This is a genomic window from Pseudoruegeria sp. HB172150 (assembly GCF_013184805.1).
Taxonomy (GTDB): Bacteria; Pseudomonadota; Alphaproteobacteria; order Rhodobacterales; family Rhodobacteraceae; genus Psychromarinibacter.
Genome location: NZ_JAATNG010000001.1, coordinates 819,952 through 840,845, shown reverse-complemented (window position 1 = coordinate 840,845; position 20,894 = coordinate 819,952). Strand labels below are relative to the sequence as shown.

General features: G+C 60.3%; 19 protein-coding genes. 10 read left to right on the top strand and 9 right to left on the bottom strand.

The genetic code is table 11. The features are described from left to right. Window positions 1–149: 149 nt before the first annotated feature. Entirely contained in the window at window positions 150–2,327 is a 2,178-nt protein-coding gene (gene katG, locus HCO70_RS04000) for a catalase/peroxidase HPI (RefSeq protein ID WP_172293305.1), read from the top strand. 111 nt (window positions 2,328–2,438) lie between these two features. Here the strand turns inward: katG and HCO70_RS03995 are convergent, their stop codons facing one another. Continuing rightward, entirely contained in the window at window positions 2,439–3,314 is an 876-nt protein-coding gene (locus HCO70_RS03995) for a helix-turn-helix domain-containing protein (RefSeq protein ID WP_172293303.1), read from the bottom strand. A gap of 185 nt (window positions 3,315–3,499) precedes the next feature. On the opposite strand from HCO70_RS03995, the gene HCO70_RS03990 reads away from it, so the two are divergent. The 6 genes from HCO70_RS03990 to HCO70_RS03965 all read left to right on the top strand — a co-directional run bounded on the left by HCO70_RS03990 (window position 3,500) and on the right by HCO70_RS03965 (window position 9,467). Next, the gene (locus tag HCO70_RS03990) at window positions 3,500–4,717 is read left to right on the top strand and encodes an amino acid ABC transporter substrate-binding protein (RefSeq protein ID WP_172293301.1); all 1,218 of its coding nucleotides are present in this window, start codon (window positions 3,500–3,502) and stop codon (window positions 4,715–4,717) included. A 68-nt stretch (window positions 4,718–4,785) separates the two neighbouring features. Continuing rightward, window positions 4,786–5,652 carry a branched-chain amino acid ABC transporter permease gene (locus HCO70_RS03985; protein ID WP_172293299.1) on the top strand — a complete coding sequence of 289 codons (867 nt, stop codon included), beginning with the start codon at window positions 4,786–4,788 and terminating at the stop codon, window positions 5,650–5,652. Between the two features lies 1 nt (window position 5,653). Beyond that, window positions 5,654–6,565, top strand: a complete 912-nt coding sequence (locus HCO70_RS03980) for a branched-chain amino acid ABC transporter permease (protein WP_172293297.1) — start codon at window positions 5,654–5,656, stop codon at window positions 6,563–6,565. Beyond that, the gene (locus HCO70_RS03975) at window positions 6,562–7,290 is read left to right on the top strand and encodes an ABC transporter ATP-binding protein (protein ID WP_172293295.1); all 729 of its coding nucleotides are present in this window, start codon (window positions 6,562–6,564) and stop codon (window positions 7,288–7,290) included. Before HCO70_RS03980 ends, HCO70_RS03975 begins: the two co-directional genes overlap by 4 nt. Then, complete coding sequence (locus HCO70_RS03970) at window positions 7,283–8,005, top strand: ABC transporter ATP-binding protein (RefSeq protein ID WP_172293293.1); 723 nt, start codon at window positions 7,283–7,285, stop codon at window positions 8,003–8,005. The genes HCO70_RS03975 and HCO70_RS03970 overlap by 8 nt, the downstream gene beginning before the upstream one ends. Window positions 8,006–8,018: 13 nt before the next feature. Next, window positions 8,019–9,467 carry an aldehyde dehydrogenase gene (locus tag HCO70_RS03965; protein WP_172293291.1) on the top strand — a complete coding sequence of 483 codons (1,449 nt, stop codon included), beginning with the start codon at window positions 8,019–8,021 and terminating at the stop codon, window positions 9,465–9,467. Here HCO70_RS03965 and HCO70_RS03960 read toward each other — a convergent pair. From HCO70_RS03960 to HCO70_RS03935, 6 genes are all read right to left on the bottom strand, one after another. Beyond that, complete coding sequence (locus HCO70_RS03960; protein WP_216665252.1) at window positions 9,455–10,243, bottom strand: hypothetical protein; 789 nt, start codon at window positions 10,241–10,243, stop codon at window positions 9,455–9,457. The two genes, HCO70_RS03965 and HCO70_RS03960, sit on opposite strands and share 13 nt — an antisense overlap. 99 nt (window positions 10,244–10,342) lie before the next feature. Continuing rightward, window positions 10,343–11,434: an extracellular solute-binding protein gene (locus HCO70_RS03955; RefSeq protein ID WP_172293287.1), complete on the bottom strand. Its 1,092-nt coding sequence runs from the start codon at window positions 11,432–11,434 to the stop codon at window positions 10,343–10,345. Window positions 11,435–11,642: 208 nt separating this feature from the next. Then, a complete protein-coding gene (locus tag HCO70_RS03950; protein WP_172293285.1) occupies window positions 11,643–13,625 on the bottom strand; it encodes an ATP-binding cassette domain-containing protein in 1,983 nt (660 codons plus the stop codon). 1 nt (window position 13,626) lies between these two features. Continuing rightward, on the bottom strand, window positions 13,627–14,544 hold the full coding sequence (locus HCO70_RS03945) for an ABC transporter permease (protein WP_172293283.1): 918 nt from the start codon (window positions 14,542–14,544) through the stop codon (window positions 13,627–13,629). 14 nt (window positions 14,545–14,558) lie between these two features. Next, a complete protein-coding gene (locus HCO70_RS03940) occupies window positions 14,559–15,593 on the bottom strand; it encodes a leucyl aminopeptidase (protein WP_172293281.1) in 1,035 nt (344 codons plus the stop codon). 53 nt (window positions 15,594–15,646) lie between these two features. Then, entirely contained in the window at window positions 15,647–17,125 is a 1,479-nt protein-coding gene (locus tag HCO70_RS03935) for a 4-hydroxyphenylacetate 3-hydroxylase N-terminal domain-containing protein (RefSeq protein WP_172293279.1), read from the bottom strand. A gap of 453 nt (window positions 17,126–17,578) precedes the next feature. Between HCO70_RS03935 and HCO70_RS03930 the strand changes: the two genes are divergently transcribed. Together HCO70_RS03930 and HCO70_RS03925 are read left to right on the top strand one after the other, a co-directional pair. Continuing rightward, complete coding sequence (locus tag HCO70_RS03930; RefSeq protein WP_172293277.1) at window positions 17,579–18,229, top strand: FadR/GntR family transcriptional regulator; 651 nt, start codon at window positions 17,579–17,581, stop codon at window positions 18,227–18,229. Further along, the gene (locus tag HCO70_RS03925) at window positions 18,226–18,768 is read left to right on the top strand and encodes a flavin reductase family protein (RefSeq protein WP_172293275.1); all 543 of its coding nucleotides are present in this window, start codon (window positions 18,226–18,228) and stop codon (window positions 18,766–18,768) included. Before HCO70_RS03930 ends, HCO70_RS03925 begins: the two co-directional genes overlap by 4 nt. Here HCO70_RS03925 and HCO70_RS03920 read toward each other — a convergent pair. Both HCO70_RS03920 and HCO70_RS03915 read right to left on the bottom strand, forming a co-directional pair. After that, a complete protein-coding gene (locus HCO70_RS03920) occupies window positions 18,765–19,448 on the bottom strand; it encodes an isochorismatase family protein (protein WP_172293273.1) in 684 nt (227 codons plus the stop codon). The genes HCO70_RS03925 and HCO70_RS03920 overlap by 4 nt on opposite strands. 43 nt (window positions 19,449–19,491) lie before the next feature. Next, the gene (locus HCO70_RS03915; RefSeq protein WP_172293271.1) at window positions 19,492–19,896 is read right to left on the bottom strand and encodes a nuclear transport factor 2 family protein; all 405 of its coding nucleotides are present in this window, start codon (window positions 19,894–19,896) and stop codon (window positions 19,492–19,494) included. Between the two features lie 331 nt (window positions 19,897–20,227). Between HCO70_RS03915 and HCO70_RS03910 the strand changes: the two genes are divergently transcribed. Continuing rightward, window positions 20,228–20,893, top strand: a complete 666-nt coding sequence (locus HCO70_RS03910; protein ID WP_172293269.1) for a FadR/GntR family transcriptional regulator — start codon at window positions 20,228–20,230, stop codon at window positions 20,891–20,893. The last annotated feature ends 1 nt before the right edge of the window (window position 20,894 follow it).

Genomic DNA, 20,894 nt, shown 5'->3' with positions numbered 1-20,894 from the left:
TTATAATAATTCCAATTTGATGCTACCAAGAAATGGTGAATCGGGAGGAGCTTTGATGGATGGGCCGCCGGACGGCCTGTTTCTCGTTCTTCTCGTACCCCAGTTGGAAACGGTTCGAAACGTAGCACCCAAGTCAAAGGAGAAGAGCCATGGACGGCAATGATCTACCCGAAACCGCAAAATGTCCTGTTATGCACGGAGGTGTTACCGCGACCGGTACGTCTGTCATGGACTGGTGGCCCAATGCGCTGAACCTCGACATTCTTCACCAGCACGATACGAAGCCGAACCCGATGGGCAAGGACTTCAACTACCGCGAAGAGTTGGAAAAGCTGGATGTCGATGCGCTCAAGGCCGATCTGTACGCGCTGATGACCGACAGCCAGGAGTGGTGGCCAGCGGACTGGGGCCACTATGGCGGCCTGATGATCCGTATGGCCTGGCACGCGGCTGGATCCTATCGTCTCGCCGACGGTCGCGGCGGCGGCGGCACCGGGAACCAGCGTTTCGCGCCGTTGAACTCGTGGCCCGACAATGTCAGCCTCGACAAGGCACGCCGGCTGCTTTGGCCGATCAAGAAAAAGTACGGCAACAAGGTCAGCTGGGCGGACCTGATCATCCTGGCGGGCAACGTCGCCTACGAGTCCATGGGGCTGAAAACCTTCGGCTTCGGCTTTGGCCGCGAAGACATCTGGCACCCGGAAATCGATACCTACTGGGGCGCCGAGAAGGAATGGCTCGCACCGAGCGACGGCCGTTACGACAGCGTCGAAGATCCCAAAACGATGGAAAACCCGCTAGCCGCCGTGCAGATGGGCCTTATCTACGTCAACCCAGAGGGCGTGAACGGCACGCCGGACCCGCTGAAGACAGCCGCTCAGGTCCGCGAGACCTTTGCCCGTATGGCGATGAACGACGAGGAAACCGCAGCGCTGACCGCTGGTGGCCATACTGTCGGCAAAACTCACGGCAACGGCGATGCCGCCCTTCTTGGCGCAGATCCGGAATCGGGAGACCCTGAACTCCAGGGCCTTGGTTGGGCGAACCCCGAACAACACGGGCTGGCAAGCCGGGCCGTAACCTCGGGCCTCGAAGGCGCCTGGACCTCCGAACCGACCAAGTTCGATATGGGGTTCTTCGACATGCTGTTCGGTCATGAGTGGGAACTGCGCAAATCGCCTGCCGGCGCATCGCAGTGGGAGCCGGTGGACATCAAGGAAGAGGACATGCCGGTCGATGCCAGCGATCCGTCCATCCGTCATAATCCCATGATGACCGACGCCGACATGGCGATGAAGATGGACCCGATCTACAACGAGATCTGCCAGAAGTTCATGGCCGACCCGGAGTACTTCAAGGACACCTTCGCCCGTGCCTGGTTCAAGCTGACCCATCGCGATATGGGCCCGAAGGTTCGCTACTTCGGCCCCGAGGTTCCGGAAGAAGACTTGATCTGGCAGGATCCGGTTCCAGCCGGTTCCACTGGCTACGACGTCGCCGCGGTCAAGGCAAAGATCGCAGAGAGTGGCCTCAGCCTGTCCGACATGGTGTCGACCGCCTGGGATAGCGCCCGCACCTATCGCGGCTCCGATATGCGCGGCGGTGCGAACGGCGCGCGCATCCGGCTGGAACCGCAGAAGGACTGGGTCGGCAACGAACCTGACCGCCTGGCACGGGTGCTGTCGGTGCTGGAGCCGATTGCCGCCGAGTTCGGCGCAAGCGTTGCAGACGCAATCGTCCTCGCGGGCAATCTGGGTGTTGAGCAGGCGGCCAAGGCAGCCGGCTTCGATATCGAGGTACCGTTCATTCCGGGCCGCGGCGATTCCACCGACGAGATGACCGACGGTGACTCGTTTGAGGCGCTCGAACCCCTGGCCGACGGTTACCGCAACTTCATCAAGGACGACTATCCGGTCAGCCCGGAGGAACTGATGCTCGACCGGACGCAGTTGATGCGTCTGACTGCACCGGAGATGACCGTTCTGGTCGGCGGCATGCGGGCCATGGGCACCAACTTTGGCGGCACGAAGCACGGCGTGTTCACCGACCGCGAAGGTGCACTGACGCCGGACTTCTTCGTCAACCTGACGGACATGGCGAACACGTGGAAGCCTGTTGGCGATGGTACCTATGAGATCCGCGATCGCAAAACCGACGCGGTGAAGTGGACGGCGACACGTATGGACCTTGTGTTCGGATCCAACTCAATCCTGCGCGCTTACTCGGAGGTCTACGCTCAGGACGACAGCGCCGAAAAGTTCGTGAATGACTTCGTCGCCGCCTGGACGAAAGTGATGAATGCTGACCGCTTCGACGTAGCGGCATAGGAAAAGCGAGCCTCTCCGCGCAGTTAAGCGTGGGGAGGCTTACCCCGCAACGCCGCCGCCGATTGTTCCATTTGTTGCGGCAGTTTCCAGATCAGCCTTCAGTTTCGATGCTCATGGCCAAGCGGCGTAGGACACATCGCCGGCGGCACGGCGGGCCTTGGCCGCGCGGCGGAACTGTGCGGGGCTCTCCCCCCGATGCCGGGTAAAGAAACGGGTGAAATAAGCCGGATCCGGAAACCCCAGCCGATACGCGACTTGCCCTACCGGCATACCGGTACTGGCAAGCAGATCGGACGCCTCTCTGATCAGCAATTGGTGTAGGTATGCCTGTGGCGACAAGCCGGTCGCCTTCCTAACTGCGGAACCGAGCCTATCGCGGCTGATCCCCAACGCGTGGGCGTAGTCTGTCACCTTCAGATGTTCGCGCACGCGCTGTCCCGCGAGCAGTACAAAGCGTTCGGCCAAGCCTTGTGGCGCGCGGCCATGGGCCACAAGATCCGCGCGCGCCAGCCTCCAGATCTGAACCAGCAGGAGAGAAAGATATAATCCAGCCGCAATATCTGCACCCGGCTCGGCTGTCGTTCGCTCGTTGTCCAATCCTTCCACGAGGCCGCCGATACGACCGTCCTTTTCCAGAGGGAAGGACAGATCCTGCCCGAGCGTACGTTGCATTTGTTCACCGAGCGGAGTTGCAGGTAGCGCTCCGGTCAGTGCCAGTCCGGCAATCGAAACGATCGTGGCGCGCGTGCCGCCTTCGGCCAGTAACTCCTCCCCCGCCCCATCAGCAAGCCATACCAGTCGCGGAGCATCGATGGGTTCTCGGGTATCCTCGGGGCCCGCGCGCAACCACACGCGACCAGCAGAGACGAGCAAGAGCTGCGCAAACCCCTGTCGCAACGAATAGCCGACACGGGTCAGCGGGCTACGCAGACGGTGAACACTAATCGATGTTCGACGGTTCGACTGGATCTGAAGGAACGTCGGCATTCCAAGGATAACGTCACTGGAACCGAGCGCTGAATCAAGCAAAAGTGCAAATGTTGATCTTAAAAGTGCATTTCTAGGACCGGCGCTCTCACATTAGGGTCGATCTACGGGCCACGTCCGGCAAGTCCTGCACCGAATGGCGCAGTACAAGAGTGCTTGGCGAGTGGACCGAAAGGGAGGACACCATGACCGACTATAATCGGCGCGCCACATTGCGCGCTTTCTCGCTTGGCCTCGCGGCGGCGTTATCCGTCTCTGCAAGCGTTGCCGAGGCCGCGGACGACACAGTGACCATCGGCTACGCCGTCGCCCGGACGGGCCCAAATGCCACCGGCGCCGGCATCACAACGATCCCGAACTACGAGCTTTGGGTGAAAACGGTGAACGAAGCCGGCGGCCTTGCAATGCCTGACGGCACGAAACGCATGATCGAGGTCGTCGAGTATGACGACCGATCGTCTAACGAAGACCTGGTCCGCGCCATCGAGCGCCTGGCATCGCAGGACAAGGTGGACATCATCCTTCCACCCTGGGGAACTGGCTCCAACCTCGCGATCGCACCGCTGATGGATAGGTTTGGCTATCTGCAGCTCGGGGTCACGAATGTGACTGACAAAGCGCCGGAATTCGTGGAGCGCTGGCCGCGCAGTTTCTGGATGCTGGGCGGTGGCCACGATTATGCCTCCGGCCTGGTCGAGATGCTTTCCGCCGCGCACGACGCCGGTATCATCAACAACGAGGTCGCCGTGGTCTCGGTGGCAGACGGGTTCGGCATCGACCTGATCAATGGCGCTCGACCTGCCTTCGAAGAAGCCGGGTTCGAACTGGTCTATGACGAGAGCTATCCGCTCGGAACCTCTGACTTCGCGGCGATCATGAACGAAGCGCAGAATTCGGGTGCGGACAGCTTCGTCGCCTTCTCTTATCCGCCGGGCAGCTTCGGCATGACAAAGACAGCGCAGTCGATGGGTTTCAATCCCAAGGTATTCTTCATCGGTGTGGGCGGCGCTTTCCCGATCTTTCCAGGCATCGCCGACGGCAAAGCTGACGGCGTTCTGGCCATTGGTGGGGTCAATGCTGATTCAGGAGCCATTCAGGAATACTTCGCCCGCCACACCGAGGTGGTAGGCAACCCTCCGGATAGCTGGGCTTCTGCGATCACCTATGCTTCGTTGGAAATGCTGGAGCAGGCGATTGCAAAGGTCGGCGTCGACAACGACGCCCTCGCCGAGGAGCTCAACAGTGGCATATTCGATACGATCATCGGCGAGGTGAAACTCGAGGACAACCAGCTTCGCGATCTATGGTGGGTGGGCCAATGGCAGGACGGTGCCTTCAAAGGCGTTAACCCGGCTGACAAAGAAGGTGCTGCCGATCCCGACATTCCGAAGCCTGAATGGTGAGAGGTTGAACATGCGGTACGGGGCGGCATGGCCGGCCCGTACCCGGCAAGAGTTTCAAACGGACAAACATGCTTCTGACGACACTTGTACTCGGCCTGGTGCTTGGCGGCACCTATGCGCTGCTCGCCCTGGGTCTTACACTGCAATACGGCATCGCCCGCATCATGAACCTCGCCTATGGCGAGATCACCCTGCTGGCAGCCTTCATCCTAGTCTTCCTGTTCCAGGGGCTCGGGATCCCGCCCCTCGCTGCATTGGTGTTGATTGCACCGGCAGGCTACGGCTTGGGCTGGCTGCTCTACACGGTAATGATGCAACCTCTGGTGGCGCGCTCGGGTTCGAGTGGGCGGCTAGATGTAGATTCGATCCTTGCGACCTTTGGACTGCTGTTCCTGATCCAGGGTGTGCTTCTGGTGACCTTCGGAGCGAACTTCACGTCGATCTCCTATCTCGATAGGGGTATCAACATCCTCGGTGTCTCGGTTGCGCTGAACCGGCTGATCGCCTTTGCGATCTGCGTTGTCGTAGGAACCGTGCTGGTACTGGTCCTCGCGCGCACACGCTGGGGTCTTAACTTACGGGCCGTTGCCCAGACGCCTGCCTCTGCGCCTCTGGTCGGGATCGACGTGAACCGCGTCGCACGCCAAGGGTTTGCACTCGGCACGGCCCTGGCTGCCGTCGGCGGTGCATCGATCGCGATGTACCAGACCTTCTCTGCCACAGACGGCGTGGTCTTCACCATGAAGGCGCTCGTAATCGTCATCATGGGTGGCGTCGGCAATGTCGGCGGCGCCCTGTTGGCTGGTCTGGCATTGGGGCTGGTCGAGACATTCGTCGCCACTGCCATCGACCCGGGCCTTACACTGGCCGCGACCTTTGCGATCTTTCTCGGTGTCTTGCTGTGGCGGCCACAGGGTCTGTTCGGGAAGGGATGAGATGAAACTCCTGCTCCCCCTCGTAGCGCTTGCCGCGCTAGCATATGCCCCTAACCTTGTGTCGGATTACGGTCTCGGCCTGCTGATCGGCGCGGTAACCTATGTGACACTCGCCAACGGCTGGGCCTTGTTTTCAGGCCATACGCACTATGTTTCGCTGGCAACCGTCGCCTTTTACGGCACCGGCGCTTACACCGTTGCCGTTCTGAACGAAACCCTGCCCTACCCACTTGTGCTGGTCGCTGCCGCCGTGATCGGCGCCACGATGGCGCTGGTGGTCGGCCTGTCGACGCTCCGTCTGGCAGGTGTCTACTTTGTAATATTTACCTTCGGCCTTGCCGAACTCGTCCGCCAACTCATTACCTGGTACGAAGTCAACATAACTGGCACGCTGGGACGCTACATCTTCCTTGATGTCACCGCCCGCGACATTTATTGGCAAATGCTTGCACTGGGCGCCGCGACCATCGCCCTGACGGCGTATGTCCATCGTTCCCGCCTTGGCCTAGCGCTGCGCGTAATCGGTGACGATGAGGTTGTCGCAGCGCATTCCGGCATTAATCTCGCCCGGTCCAAGCTGATCGCTTTCGTTCTTTCGGCCACGATCCTAACACTTGTCGGCGCCGTCGCCAGCCCACGCTCGGTCTATGTGGAACCGGCCATCGTCTTCAATCCAACAGTCAGCTTCCTGACGGTGATCATGGCCCTACTCGGCGGGGCGAACCGGCTTTGGGGCCCAGCCCTCGGTGCAGTACCGTTATTCCTGATCTTCGAATGGCTGTCGTCGAATTTCCCGGACACCTATCCGATCTTCCTCGGGCTGCTCTTTATTGCGGTGGTCTTCGCGCTGCCCGATGGCGTGCTGGCCGGGATCGAACGCCTTAGGGCAAGTCGGAAGGAGCGGACTGCATGACGCTCCTGTCCATCAGCAGCGCGACCAAGAAGTTCGGCGGACTTACCGCCGTTGACAACGTGTCTTTTAATGTCGCAAAGGGTGAAATCATTGGCATGCTGGGACCCAACGGGTCGGGCAAGACGACACTGATCAACCTAATCTCCGGCGACCTTCCGGCAACTTCCGGCAGGATTACTCTGGCAGGCGATCCGCTAACCGGCAAACGTGCCGACCAGATCGCCCGCACGGGCGTGGCCCGTACCTTTCAACTCGTTCGCATCCTGCCTTCGCTGAGCCTGACAGAGAACGTGATGATACCGGCCGTTTTTGGCGCCAAAGCCCATTGGGGCGAGACGGCGCGCTCCGTAGCACGTGACGCACTGCTGCGCGTCGGCCTGGCGGACAGAGCGGCAGCCAATGCCGGACAGCTTACCTATATCGACCAGAAACGGCTGGAGCTTGCCCGCGCGCTTGCGGCAGAGCCAACGCTTCTGCTGCTCGATGAATGGCTTGCCGGGCTGAATCCCACGGAACTTGCGGAAGGCATTGCTCTGATCCGGTCACTGACCGACAGCGGGATCACTATTCTGATGGTCGAACACATCATGGAAGCGGTGCGTGCGCTTTGCCCGCGGGTCGTAGTCATGAATTCGGGCCGCCTAATCGCCGACGAGACAACCGAAACGGCGCTGACGGATCCGCACGTGATCGCGGCCTATCTCGGGGAGGGCCACGATGCTTGAGGTCGGAAACCTCACCGTCAGATATGGCAAACACGTGGCGCTAGATGAGGTCTCAATCACTGTCGGCGCCGGAGAGATGGTTGCGATCCTGGGCGCCAACGGCGCTGGCAAGTCGTCTTTGCTGGGTTCCATAGGCGGCCGGGTGCGACCGGAGGGTGGCAGCATCCGATATAGCGAGCTGGACCTTCTAAGCCTTCCCCAGCATGAGTTGGTGGAGCGTGGCATCGCATTGGTGCCGGAAGGGCGTGGAATATTTCCCGGTCTGAGCGTTTCTGACAACCTGGCCCTCGGCGCCTTTCCCGCGCGCGCCCGGGCTGGTGTAGTGTCAAACCGGGACGAAGTCTTAGCGCTGTTCCCAAAGCTCGCCGAACGTCGCAATCAGATCGCCGGTACCATGTCCGGGGGCGAGCAGCAGATGGTCGCAATCGGACGGGCGCTGATGTCTGCACCGGAACTTCTCCTTCTCGACGAGCCTTCGCTCGGGTTGGCACCAATTGTGGTGCAGGAGGTTTTTGCCGCACTCGCACGGATCCGCACCACCGGCCTGACCGTAGTAATCGTCGAGCAGAACGCCCGCGCGACCCTGGCAATCGCCGACCGCGCCTATCTGATACAGGCCGGGCGGATTACCGGATCCGGCCCTGCCGGAACTCTTCGCACCGACCCCGCCGTTGTGCGCGCCTTCCTCGGTGGCGCAGCGATGGAGCAGACCTGAAAGGACCATGTCTATGGAAAGCCTCAATCTTTTTATCAACGGCCAACAAGTGCCAGCCGAAGGCGACCGACGTTTCGCGCGAGAAAATCCGATTACCGGCGAAGCGGTAACCGAGGCTGCCGCGGCTTCTCTGGCCGACGCGACGAAGGCTGTCGATGCCGCGGCCTGTGCCTTCCCGACATGGTCAGCGACCGGCCCGGGTGAGCGTAGAGCAAAGCTGCTTGCCGCGTCCGAAAGTCTGAAAGCCCGCGCCGACGAAATCGTCGCGGCCATGAAAGATGAAATCGGCGCTACGGAAGGCTGGGCGCGGTTCAACGTCATGCTGGCCGCAGACATGCTGGTTGAGGCGGCCGCGATCACGACCCAGATCAAGGGTGAAATCGTGCCGTCGAACCGTCCCGGATCGACCGCCATGGCAGTCCGTCAGCCGGCAGGCGTGGTGCTCGCCATGGCCCCTTGGAATGCGCCGGTCATCCTTGGCGTGAGGGCCATCGCCACGCCTCTCGCCTGCGGCAACACAGTGGTGATGAAGTCCTCCGAGCTTTGTCCGCGCGTGCATGCCCTGATCGTCGAAGCTGTGTCCGAGGCGGGCTTTTCCGACGGTGTGCTCAACGCCATATCCAACGATCCGGACGACGCGCCAAAGATCGTCGAAGCGCTGATCGCCAACCCTGCCGTGCGGCGCGTGAACTTCACCGGCTCGACCCGTGTCGGCAAGGTAATCGGAGAGTTGGCAGGGCGACACCTGAAACCCGCCCTGCTTGAACTCGGCGGCAAAGCCCCGATGATCGTGCTGGAGGATGCCGATATCGACGCGGCGGTCGCTGCCGCCGGGTTTGGCGCCTATATGAACCAGGGCCAGATCTGCATGTCGACCGAGCGGATTATCACGGTCGGGGATGCTGGCGACCGTTTTGCGGCCGCCTTTTCCGGTAAGGTCGCGCAACTAACTGCCGGCGACCCGCGAGACGGGAAGCAGCCGCTTGGCTCCCTTGTCACCCAGGCGGCGGCCGACCGCGTGCGCGACCTGATCGCGGACGCAGTGGACAAAGGTGCGACTCTCGTCGCAGGGGGTGGAGACGGAACCATCCTGAACGCGGCAGCTCTCGATAACGTGACGGCGGAGATGCGCCTCTATTCAGAAGAGAGCTTTGGACCCGTCGTCGCAATCATCCGCGCGGCATCGGTCGACGAAGCCATCCGTATCGCCAATGAAAGCGAGTTCGGCCTTTCCGCCGCAGTCTTCGGGCGTGACACAATGAACGCGTTGGCCGTAGCGAAACGCATCGAAAGCGGGATCTGCCATATCAATGGACCGACGGTACATGACGAGGCGCAAATGCCGTTTGGTGGTGTCAAGGCGTCCGGGTATGGCCGTTTTGGCGGCAATTGGGGCGTTGCGGAATTCACGGAGCTACGGTGGATCACTCTGCAGGACGGGCCGCTTCACTATCCGATTTGAGAGGCGCAGTTCCAGCGCACCATGGCGGTTCCGTCCGGCGCATCGAGACGGACCCGCCTACCTTCGGCGAGGTACAGGAAACCGTCCCGTAAGGAGCGCCCTGTCCGATCCATGTATGTGACATGCCATTGACCGGGTGGCGGCAAAACCTGTTCCGGTGGAAAGCAGCAACCGCTCACGGTACTCGGCAGCCCAGTCGTCCAGGCCCGCCCCAACAGTTTCTCCGCGCAGTCGAGTCGTCCACTGCGGATTGCTGTCCGGATCGCACTGGACGAAACGCGCACTGTGCCATGCCGAACTTCGTCGGCGATCTGTACCTGGAAACCATGGCGAGCGCCGAGCTCGGATAGCAGGCTTGCATTGCCTTTCCGGGCCCGGCCGAATCGAAAGTCCGGCCCCGCAATTACGCCGCTTACGGCGAGGTGCTTCACCAGATACAGGCCGACGAAATCTTCCGGCTCGAGATTGGCAAAACGCGCATCGAACAGCGGAGCGAACACCAGTTCGAAACCGTACTGCGCCACCAAGAGATCTCGCGCCGCTCCGGCGACAAGGCGAAATTCGGTCTCGCCCGCGAAGAAGACCCGTGGATGTGGATCAAACTGCAGGATCGACAATGGGACACCAAGGCGTTTGGCTTCCTTGCGCCCCGCTGCAAGCAGCGCCTGATGCCCCCTATGAAATCCGTCGAAACTGCCCAGCAGCATCACAGAGTTTTTCAGTTCGGCGGGCAAAGGCGATGTTCCGTCGCAACGTGTTGGCGGCACCGAATCCATCGTAATTGACTGTTGGCAAAAGTCCGACATTCCGCCTGTGCGACTTTTTCAGAACGGGCGCAGCGGCGCTGGTAACGCCGCTGCTCCAAATTGTTATACTCAGCTTCGGCTCAGCCACTCCAGCCAGCGCACACCGGCTTCTTCGGCGTTCTCGGTCCACCAGACATCGTCGATGTAAAGATTGGTGGTCCGGTTCACTGGATTGCCTGGCGAATAGGCTGCCACGTCGGGCGGCAGATCGTCGGTAATAGTGATGTTGGTCATACCAACCGGGCTCGACTTCGCGTATTCCAACTGCCCCGGTGCACGCATGAACCAGGTCAACGCCTTCATCGCCTCATCACCCGCCGGTGCGTTCTTTGGAATGCACCAGTAGGATTGCTCGACGATACCTTCCGCGAAGGTGAAGTCGTAGCTGCGGCCATTGATCTTTTCCTCGACAAGACGCCCGAGGCTGGCACCTGCCAAATCGACCTCCTTGTTTTGGAACATGACGCCCCATTGCGAGGTCCGCTCGACCCACAGATCAACCTTGTCGCGGATCGCATCGAGCGCCTCAAAGGCCTCGTCCATATCGATCGGATAGATTTCCTCGCGCGGCACACCGGCGGCCATCAACGCGATCTCGAAGGACGGGCGTGGCTGTGCGTACAGCCCTCGGCGGCCGGGAAACTTCTCTGTATCGAAGAACTCAACCCAGGTTTGCGGCCCGGTTTCGAACTTGTCGGTATCCCACCCCATCACGGTAGAGAACGCCACCGAACCAATACCGTATTCCTTGCATACGTCCTGATTCAGCTCTTCCTGCGGAACAACCGAATAAAGCAATTCGTAGTCGATCGGCCGCAGAAGATCCTTCGAGATCGCCAGGTTCATCTGCGTTCCTTCGAGGTCAACCAGATCCCATTCGACGTTACCGATACGGTCCATGACCTCCAGTTTCGCCGGGTCGGGATAGCTGGTCGTCTCCCAGGACAGCCCGTATTCCTTTTCGAACTCAGTCATCCAGAAGCTCTTAATCCGCTCGTCCGTGGATCCGCCCCAGGTGCAGATCACGATGGTACCCTCACTTTCGAGTTGCGGGTAATGCGGCGTGTCTTGCGCGAAAGCGCGTAACCCGGGAAGTGTCAGTGCAAGTCCAGACGCACCGGTCCCGGCCAGAAAGCGTCGTCTATTGGTATTTATCGCCATTGTCATACCTTTCCGTGTTGGAGTGGCTGTGCGCCGAGCTTTCTGCCGGTCGCGTTCTTTCGGGTGTTCATTGCCCCGCCCGTGCGAGGTCTGATGTCCGGCCGCCATCCTCCCCGGCCCGACACCCTCTCCCCGGCTGCGCTGACACCCTGCCACGCCACCGGCACTTCCTTCGCCGCCCAGTGCCTGTTGCCGGACGGCGAATGCCTCACGACGCCATCAAATGGCTCATTCGCGGCTCCCAGCTGATCTTGTGGAGGCTGCCGTGCTCCGGTGCTTCGGTTTGGCCATCGATCGGCTGAGCAACGATGATCGTCCCGAAAGCGGTATCCAGCTCGATCCGCAGCTTGCTGCCCAGGAACCGGATATCGGTGACCGTCCCATCGATGGCCCAGTCCGGAGCGGCGGGATCGTCCAGCCGCACCACCTCCGGACGCACACAAAGAACCGCATTGCCACTGGCCTGTCCCGGAAGCGGCAGCTTACGACCCTCAGTTTCCAGCACATCGCCCGACCCAGAGCCACGGAACAGGTTCGACTCGCCGAAGAACTCGGCGACGAAGGAATTGACCGGCGCATGGTACAGATCGCGCGGCGTGGCGATCTGCTGCAACTTGCCATGGTTCATCACCGCAACCCGGTCAGACATATTCAGCGCCTCTTCCTGGTCGTGGGTCACGAAGACCACGGTCTGTCCGAGGCTGCGCTGAAGCGACCGAATTTCGTGCTGCATCGACTGGCGCAAGTTGCGGTCGAGAGCGGCCAGCGGTTCGTCCATCAGAAGAGCGCGCGGGTTGAAGGAAATAGCTCGGGCCAGAGCAATCCGCTGCTGCTGCCCGCCGGAAAGCTGGCTGACCAGCCGCTCGGAGTAGTCCTGCATCTGCACTCGTGACAGAGCCCAGTTCACCCGTTCCGACTGCTCGGACTTTGCCGTCCCGCGCACCCGCAAGGGGTAGCCGACGTTGCGAGACACGTTCATGTGCGGGAACAGCGCATAGGACTGGAACACAACGCCGATGTCGCGCTGGTACGGTGGCACGCGAGAGATATCCCGATCGCCCAGCAGAAGATGCCCGTAGTCCGGCGCAACGAATCCCGCAACCATCATAAGAAGCGTCGTCTTGCCGGAACCGGACGGGCCGAGGATCGTCACGAACTCGCCGGGCTGGACCGCCAGCTGCACATCCTCGACCGCAGGCTTGCCGTCGTAATACTTGCTCAAACGTTCGAAACGGATGCCGTAGCCGTGTTGCGTCGTCTCCATCGGGCGTGTGCTTTTCTTTCTGTGGACAGGAGGGGGAGGCGAATTGGGTGCAGTCTCGGCGTCGAAACTGTCGGCGACTGCAGCGGCAGAAAGCGAGCGCGCAACCCGAGTTGGACCGGAACGTGCGGCGCGCACTTCGCGCACGCGGCCAATTGCCCATTGCGCGAACAGGAAGAGCAGCACAGCAGTCAGTTGGATTGTCGCGATGGCGGTGATCGCTTTGTTCAACCCGTCCTCGGTCATTCCACCTTCCATCTTGCGGGGCAGCGTTTCGAAACGCGGACCAGCGAGGAACTGGGCGATGACCACCTCGTCGAAGGAGAACATGAATGCGAAGAGCCCCGCCGCCGCAATTGCCGGCAATAGCAGCGGCAGCGTGACGGTGAACAGTGTCTTCCAGGGGTTCGCTCCCAGCGAGGCGGAAGCACGCTCGAGTGCGGGGTCATTCCGTGACAGGCGCGCCAGCACGGGCATGATGACGAACGGGATCACCACGATTGCGTGCACCAAGGCGATCGGCAAAATCCGTTGCAGCATGCCGAGCTTGGCCAGCACGAGGTAATAGCCGACACCGATCACGATCAGCGGCACGATCATCGGCGATACGAAGAACATCTTGATGATGTTCGCAGTCTTGCCTTTCAGGCGGCTGATGCCGATGGCGGCCGGCACCCCGATTATCAGCGCGCAGATGGTTGCAGTGACCGCGATCCGCAGGGACAGAAGCGCCGTCTTGCCCCAGCCGGGATCGTCAACCAGTTCGCGATACCATTCCAGAGACAGCTGCTGCGGCGGGAAGACCATCGAACTGCCGGCACCAAACGAGATCGGCACCAGGATCAGGATCGGCAGGTTGATCAGAAGCAGCAGAGTCCAGCCATATATCTTCAGGACGGCGCGTCCCTGTGGTCCGAGGAGATACTCCATATCAGTGACCTCCCCGCTGCAGGATGCGGTCGACGCCGACGACGCGGTCATAGAAGATTAGGATCGACAGGCAGATGAACAGCAGCACCATCGACGTCGCCGCCGCGAGCTGCAGATCGCCGAACTTCTGGATCTGATCCTTGACCGCGAGAACGATTGTGGGCGTGCGTCCGCCTCCAAGGATCGCTGGCGTCACGTAAAAGCCAAAAGCTAGGGCGAAGACGAGGATCGATCCGGCCACGATGCCGGGCAGGCTGAGGGGCAGATAGATCTGGCGGAATACTTGGAACGGCTTGGCTCCTAGGCTCAGGCCAGCCTTGATATAGGCGTCATCGATCGCAGCCATGACGGGCGCCAGCGTCACAATCATGAAGGGCAGCATGATGTGGATCATGCCGATGTAGACGCCTGTCTGGTTGTAGACCAGCGGCACCGGCTCATCGACGATTCCCGAGGCCATCAGGATCGAGTTCAGAATGCCGTTGCGCTGCAGAATGACAATCCAGGCGAACGTCCGCGCCAACAGACTCAGCCACAGCGATACGAATAGGCCTAATGCCATCAGCTTCGCATAGGTCCCTTTGTAACAGACCATCAGGAACGAGATCGGATAGGCCAGGACCGCGCAGGCAATAGTCACCGTAAGCGCCAGCTTCAGGGTAAACAGCAGCAGCCGCAGGTAGACCGGCGCACCCAGCTTGCCGTAGCCCTCGAACCCGTATGCATCGGCCCAGCCGCCGAAACTGATCCAGAGCAAAACCGCCAGGGGAGCAAGAAAAAGCACCACCATCGCTACCAGCGGCAGCGACAGCAGTGACCAAGTCAGCGCGATGTTCTGCCGCTCCCACGGAGAGCGCTTGCGCTTGGCGCCGGGTGAAACCGCCGCTCCTTCAGGTTCGAAAACCCCGCTTGCATCCATGGCGGCGTCGCTCCTCAGGCTACCATTTCGGGGACGACGACCTTACCCTTTTCGACGATAGGCACACCGTCGAGGCTCAGGCTGCAGTCACGCATCGGCATGTCCATGTGGCAGGCCGTGTCGTTCTTGCCGCCCAGCTCAGTGTTCGGCCCAGTCGAGAACAGCACGTTGCCGTAGTAGGACAACGACGAAGTACCGATCTCCTGGTCCTTCGTCCGCGTGATGATATTGTGATACCAGGGCGCGCTGTCGAGCAGTCCCCATCCGATATGCGAGATCGCATAGGCGCGCGGGTCGTTGTAGCTCTCGATGTACTTCCGGATCAGTGCTGCATCCATCCCCGGCCCTTCGATGTCGGTGATGAACCCGTCCTTGATGGTCAGACGCACTTCGCTTTCGAGGTAACGTTTGAACCCGTTGACGATGTCGCCCGCCTGCAGCACGACGACGCCGTTGACATGGCCGTCATTGCCGTTGGTCAGCACCTGGCCGGTGCCCATATGGTCCCAGCGGCCCGGAGTATCGGTATAGCCGTACTGCGTCATCACCGGGTAGTCGCCCAACTCGTAGGTCACATCGGTGCCCACGTCCGAGGTGATCCGCATCACCTTGGCTTCCTTCAGCAATTTCTCGCCCCACTCGACGCGCCGCCGCAGATCCTTGTTCGGCATATTGCGGCACAGGATGTCGAACGGTTCGCGTATGAAGCAGACGCGCGTACCGGTAGCGCAGATCTCGTTTTGCTCGTGACTGAACAGCATACCCATGAAATCGATGACGATATCTGCCTTTTTTAACGCCTCGATCGCTGGCAGGTTTCCGGCGATCCCGGTGCGGCCAGTCATCGATTTGATTGACCGTGTCTCGCGCAGCGGCAAGTTCAGCTGGAAGCAACTCACGCCCATTTCACGCGCCGCCAGAAGCGTCGCCTCGGCGTAGTCCTTGCGGATATCGCCCTCGCTCAGCACGATCAGCGTCTCATGCGGCTTGACCCCACAAAGCTCCAGTTGCTGCGTGAAGACCTTCACCATTTCGTATTGCGTAGCCATCGCCATCCCTCGTCGGTATTGGTTGGCCCACCCCGCCTGGGGCAGACCGGAAGTCAGAAATCCAGGTTCGCCATGCGTTTGACGCGATTCACCATCTCGGTTCGGTCGAACTCGCGGAACAGACGCTCCCGCAGGCGCGGCGCAGGTGCGGCGTTCACGTTCTCGAACAGCGCCACGCGACCGGCGAGGCTCGAGCCCGTGAGATCCCAGATGAAGTTCATCAGCGCTTCTTTCTGCATGCCGGTGACGTCGCGGCCTGGAAGAAGTTCAGCCAAGTGATGACCGATCTCCGGGTTTTCGAACGCGTTCTTCCCGAAGCGCATCACGAGACCTTGGCCGCAAATTTCCTGCAGCTGGTGGACGATGTACGGATACTGTCGGATCGTGTAGAGGCGACCAGCCGTGATCATTGTCACGTCCGGACGCATCGTCCCATTCGGCGCTTGGTCGGCATTCGCCTCGGCCGCCAGGATGAAAGCCCGGATCGCACGGTTGAACTCGATTATTTCGCCCAGAACACCCTGCACACCCGGAAAGTGACCCGTACCCAGAACCTCGGTGACGAGTTGTGCGCAACCAACATAGATTTCGGATTTAACCATCAGCCGAGTCAGCACGTGCCAGTGCGCCCAGAGGGTCGCCTCGCCCGCAAGACCCCAAAGGCTTGCGTCTCCTAGATTGAAGATGCGTTCTTTCGGAACGAAGACGTTATCGAAGACGACCAGTTGGTCAGCTTCTTCGCCCTTGTGGTTGATCGGATGGTCAAACGGGTCGGCACCGGGGTTCGACAGCATCTCGCGGCTGACCAGCTTGATGCCTTCGGCGTTGATCGGGCTCGCGCCCCAAATCTTCGCCTCGGGCGGCGTGTCGGGGTAGCCGAGGTTAGTAAAGATGATCTCATTCGACTGAGCCGCGACCGACCCGACCGACTTCGCGCCGGAGATCCAGACGCCGTCTTTCGATATCTTCTTGACCTGCAGCAGACTAGCGGCCTGCGCGTGGCCGTGGGTTCGGTCGTTCTGCGGTCCGGTCAGCGACTCCGCAGCCGTGATCGTGTTCTCGCGACCGTACTCGATGTATCGCGCGACGTTCTCGGCGAAGTCCGGCTGGCATTCATCGAAGGCCGATTTCGCGCCCTTGAACCGGTCGAGCAACGAGGCAATTCCAATCGCGATGGTCGGAGCCAAATCGGGCGGGCGCCCAAATACGCCAGCCGTCTTCTCCGAAGTGTATTCGATCATCTTCCGCCGGGCGACCAACTCCTCCGGCGTCTTCGGCTCTTGCCAGGAACGACCCACCCACTTGCCAAGCTTTTCGTCAAAGGTAGTGGTAGCCTCGCCATACTGCTCGGTAAACTGGTCGTCGAACATGGATGCCATGATGTCGATGCCACCCGCGAGTGCCGGCTCGTCGAAAACGGTGTCCAGCTTCTTGCCGTTGACCCAAAGCTGTCGCCCGTCCTTAAGCGACTCCTTGTACTCTTCGCCTGTCTTCAGCACGCTGTCGGTGCCGGGCGTTACGGGTCTTGGCATTCCGTCCATCTCATCCCTCGATATTGCTGAACTCGGTTGATGCGACCGAGCTTTGGTCAGCACCGGCTCGCTTGGTTGAAGGATCGGTTGGACATTTGGTTGTGTCAACCAGGCATCAACCGAATGTACGAGAGTCACCTGCCAGACCCAGAACCAGATGAATTTTTGAACAGTTTTGGGTGCATATTTTCTTCACATGCACAAATATACCTCAGCAAAACCAGATAATTTTAAGGAAGCCAAGAGTCGCGAGATATTGGCAGAGCGAGTGACGCGCACCTCGAGCGACCAAATGCCGGGCTGGCCGCCTAATCGTTGATCTGTACTGCAGGTTTTCCAACCAATCCAAGCACCGGCCGGCTTGGTTTTTGCGGTTTGGTTGATTCGCCCAGGCCATTGTGGTTGCCTTTACCCAACAGGACACGTGCGAAAACCGCTTAGGAAAGGGCACCCATGACCGAACAGCGGACAATCAACGACCAAAACCAGCGCGACCACGTCGTGGTGGAGCTCCGCAAGCTGGTCACGAAGGAGGGGTCTCTTCCTCCGGAGCGGTACCTATCAGAAGAATATGGCGTCAACCGATATGTCGTGCGCCAGGCGATCCGCACACTTCGTGACGAGGGCACGGTACCGCCCTCGGATCGTTCACGGCAGCGGCTCTGGCGGCATGAGCACGTCATCCAAAACACGAACCCCCCCGATCTCTGGGAAACGCGCCTTTCGTTTGAGCCACAGATCGCACGCCTCGCTGCTATGTATGGTACACCGCAGGAACTTCGGCGCATCGCCGATTTGCATGCACAGTCAAATCCGGAAAGGTTCGACAAGGAACTTGACGCCGAGTTCCATAGCGCCATCGGGGTGGCCAGTCATAACAGGCTGGCTTCCTACCTTATTGATCGCATCACCGACATAGCCCGGGATAGCAGTTTTCGTCTGCGACATCCGCCGCTGACACGCGAAACCGGCTATCGCCACCACGATGCGATCGTGACCGCCTTGCTCGACCGTCGCGGCGCGGCCGCGGAACGTGAAATGGCGCGCCACCTACGCGCGATAACAGTCTGGTCCAAGGGGCTCGCCCCGGAGGAGGACGCATGAGTGCTACCGCAGCTCCAGCTACCGCTGATGTCTCTTCAATGGATTTCCGCCGAGCCATGCGGCGCCCTGCCAGTGCGGTTGCAATCGTAGCCACCGGCAATATCGGTCGCCGTGCCGGCGTGACGGTCACCGCGGTCTGTTCCCTGTCTGACCGGCCGCCATCCCTGCTCATCTGTATTTATTGCCAAAGCGCCGTGCTGGAGCCGATCCGAGCCAACGGGAGGTTCAGCGTCAATTATCTTGGAGCTGAACACGCTGAACTTGCCAGCCTTTTCGCCGGCCAGCGCGGTGTCGCCGGCGACGCTCGCTTTGAACCGAGCGACTGGAGCATACTTCGAACCGGAGCGCCCGTACTGACTAGCGCTGTTGCCAGTTTCGACTGCTACCTCGACCGAGAGATCGACTCGCCGACCCATGCAGTTCTTTTCGGTCGCGTTGCCGCCCTTATGGATCGACCTGAATCGAGAAAGCCCCCGCAAAAGCAGGGGCTTATTTACAGCGAGGGCGCTTTTGGTCGTTTTGATCCGCTGCCTCTTTAAGCAGCGATTTCTTCTGCCGTTCCGTCGATAATGGCCAAAGCCTCGTCGGCGGAAATCACGTCGCAATATTTGAACTGCATGTCGAACAATGCGGCAGCGTGCGACAGTTCGATCCGGTCGAACACACATTCCTCGATCACCGAAACCGCATAGCCGGCCGCGCGCCCATCGACCACCGTCGCCCGCACACAGCCCGAAGTTGAGTTGCCCATCACGAGCAGCCCGTCGATTTCGTAATGTTTCAGGATCAGAGGCAGGTTCGTGTAGGCAAAGCAGCTTGGAGTCTGTTTCTCGATCAGGATATCGCCTTCCTGCATCACCAGTTCATCAGGGATTTCCGACTTGTGGCTGAGCGACGAGAAGTTGTCGCCGGGAGCGGCACGCGGCAGCCCCATGTAGGGGTGGAAGACATGTTTTGAGTAGATCACCGGCATCCCCACCTCGCGGGCGGCACCGATCATCTTCTGTTGATACGGAATCGATTTCCAGGCATGCGGCCCGCAGGCGCCGGAATATTCGTCCAGCTGCTCCCAGATCGGTTTGTCATAGCCGATCGCGGTCATCTGCATATCGATTACAAGCAAAGCCTGCCGGGAGCCGGGCCCGTTAAGCTCGCGCGGCTTGCGTATCTCGAGAACCTTCTTGTCATCCTCGCTCAAAAATTCTTCCCAGACCGCCATGTCTTACCTTTCCCTGTTGCGTGTGATTATGCGGCGCATACGATCATCCGACCGCCTGCGATGCCAATTCCTCTGGATCCCAGTAGTCGCGGCATTTGCTGATCCGAATGCCATCGAACTCAAGCAGATGCGATCCGCTCAGCACGATACTCTCTCCCGCAAGCTTCATCGGACCGAGGTCCTTGGTAACTGTTCCGGTCATACGATAGTCGCACATGATGCTATCGCCGGAGACCACGGTTCTCCGCAGCTCAAATTCCAGATCGGCAAACAGTGCCAGAAACCGTTCCACACCCTCGCGCAGCGCTTCCCGACCGCATCGCGTTTTGGCGAAGGCGACTTCTTCGTGAGTGGCGTCATCCGAATAGCAGTCAATCACGGCATCGACCGAACCGGCATTGTAGGCCGCGTAGTACTTGGCCGCTGCCTCCAGGCGCTCTTTCCGCATTGTCCTTCCGTCGACCAATTTTCAACCGAGATCTTTGACCATAGTTAACCAATAATTTGGTTGTAGGTCAACAAACTCCTCACAAACGACTGGAAAAATCGGCGTGTGGCTGCGGCGTATGCATCTAGTCGTCACATCGGTGCTGCACCGCAATGCAAGCGGTTGATGCAGCGATTCCGACACGGTTGCATGACGTTGGCGCTCCAACCAATCCATATGGTTGAAGTGAACTCGTTCAAGTGCTACTTGGGACCACGGTCAGGAGGAGGCCGTGAGACTGGGGCCGTCTGCGATGGTCGGGCGGAGAAGGAAACGGTGTTCGGGAGGTTCGATGAACAGCCAGCCACAGCTTACCAGCGATGAGGCCACCGCGGCCCCTATCGCAGCTGCGCTGCCCAGCGACTTGGCAAATCTTGCCGAGAAGATACTCGAAGTGTACGCGAGTGACGGTGCGCTTCCAGCTGAGCGCATTTTAGCGGACCGACTTGACGTCAAGCGCCACACACTTCGTCGGGCGCTTCAGGCTTTGCGGGAGCGCGATGAGATACCCGACGCCCGGCCCCGCTCTCCGGGGCGCCGCACCAAGGCGCGCCAGGAGGACCTGGTCAACATGACCAGTCCGGTCGAGGTCGCCGAACTGCGGCGCATGATCGAACCCGTTTTTGCAAAGCTGGCCGCTATGCGTGCCACGCCCAGCGATATCGCCGCCATGCAGAAAGAGCTTGAAAAACCCGGCTCTGGCGATGCCGCCGACATACACCGACTGATTGCGCAGGCGACCGGAAACGCTTTGGCGGCTGAAATCTATAGCCTGCTGCGCCGGATCGAATGCGATGCGCGACTGGGCTCGGTTTCCGGCGGCGACGAAGGCAGTCGTCGCGAACAGCAACGCGCAATCGTCGATGCCATTGCCTCCCGCGCGCCGGACAAGGCGAGCGAAGCAATGACGCAGACGCTTGGCGCTATCTATCGCCAGTCGCTGTACGATATGGACTAGG

Bases quoted from the DNA above. Each gene is read 5' to 3' on its own strand.
- katG (WP_172293305.1), top strand. From the start codon at position 150: ATGGACGGCAATGATCTACCCGAAACCGCAAAATGTCCTGTTATGCAC.
- HCO70_RS03995 (WP_172293303.1), bottom strand. From the start codon at position 3,314: ATGCCGACGTTCCTTCAGATCCAGTCGAACCGTCGAACATCGATTAGT.
- HCO70_RS03990 (WP_172293301.1), top strand. From the start codon at position 3,500: ATGACCGACTATAATCGGCGCGCCACATTGCGCGCTTTCTCGCTTGGC.
- HCO70_RS03985 (WP_172293299.1), top strand. From the start codon at position 4,786: ATGCTTCTGACGACACTTGTACTCGGCCTGGTGCTTGGCGGCACCTAT.
- HCO70_RS03980 (WP_172293297.1), top strand. From the start codon at position 5,654: ATGAAACTCCTGCTCCCCCTCGTAGCGCTTGCCGCGCTAGCATATGCC.
- HCO70_RS03975 (WP_172293295.1), top strand. From the start codon at position 6,562: ATGACGCTCCTGTCCATCAGCAGCGCGACCAAGAAGTTCGGCGGACTT.
- HCO70_RS03970 (WP_172293293.1), top strand. From the start codon at position 7,283: ATGCTTGAGGTCGGAAACCTCACCGTCAGATATGGCAAACACGTGGCG.
- HCO70_RS03965 (WP_172293291.1), top strand. From the start codon at position 8,019: ATGGAAAGCCTCAATCTTTTTATCAACGGCCAACAAGTGCCAGCCGAA.
- HCO70_RS03960 (WP_216665252.1), bottom strand. From the start codon at position 10,243: ATGGATTCGGTGCCGCCAACACGTTGCGACGGAACATCGCCTTTGCCC.
- HCO70_RS03955 (WP_172293287.1), bottom strand. From the start codon at position 11,434: ATGGCGATAAATACCAATAGACGACGCTTTCTGGCCGGGACCGGTGCG.
- HCO70_RS03950 (WP_172293285.1), bottom strand. From the start codon at position 13,625: ATGGAGTATCTCCTCGGACCACAGGGACGCGCCGTCCTGAAGATATAT.
- HCO70_RS03945 (WP_172293283.1), bottom strand. From the start codon at position 14,544: ATGGATGCAAGCGGGGTTTTCGAACCTGAAGGAGCGGCGGTTTCACCC.
- HCO70_RS03940 (WP_172293281.1), bottom strand. From the start codon at position 15,593: ATGGCTACGCAATACGAAATGGTGAAGGTCTTCACGCAGCAACTGGAG.
- HCO70_RS03935 (WP_172293279.1), bottom strand. From the start codon at position 17,125: ATGCCAAGACCCGTAACGCCCGGCACCGACAGCGTGCTGAAGACAGGC.
- HCO70_RS03930 (WP_172293277.1), top strand. From the start codon at position 17,579: ATGACCGAACAGCGGACAATCAACGACCAAAACCAGCGCGACCACGTC.
- HCO70_RS03925 (WP_172293275.1), top strand. From the start codon at position 18,226: ATGAGTGCTACCGCAGCTCCAGCTACCGCTGATGTCTCTTCAATGGAT.
- HCO70_RS03920 (WP_172293273.1), bottom strand. From the start codon at position 19,448: ATGGCGGTCTGGGAAGAATTTTTGAGCGAGGATGACAAGAAGGTTCTC.
- HCO70_RS03915 (WP_172293271.1), bottom strand. From the start codon at position 19,896: ATGCGGAAAGAGCGCCTGGAGGCAGCGGCCAAGTACTACGCGGCCTAC.
- HCO70_RS03910 (WP_172293269.1), top strand. From the start codon at position 20,228: ATGAACAGCCAGCCACAGCTTACCAGCGATGAGGCCACCGCGGCCCCT.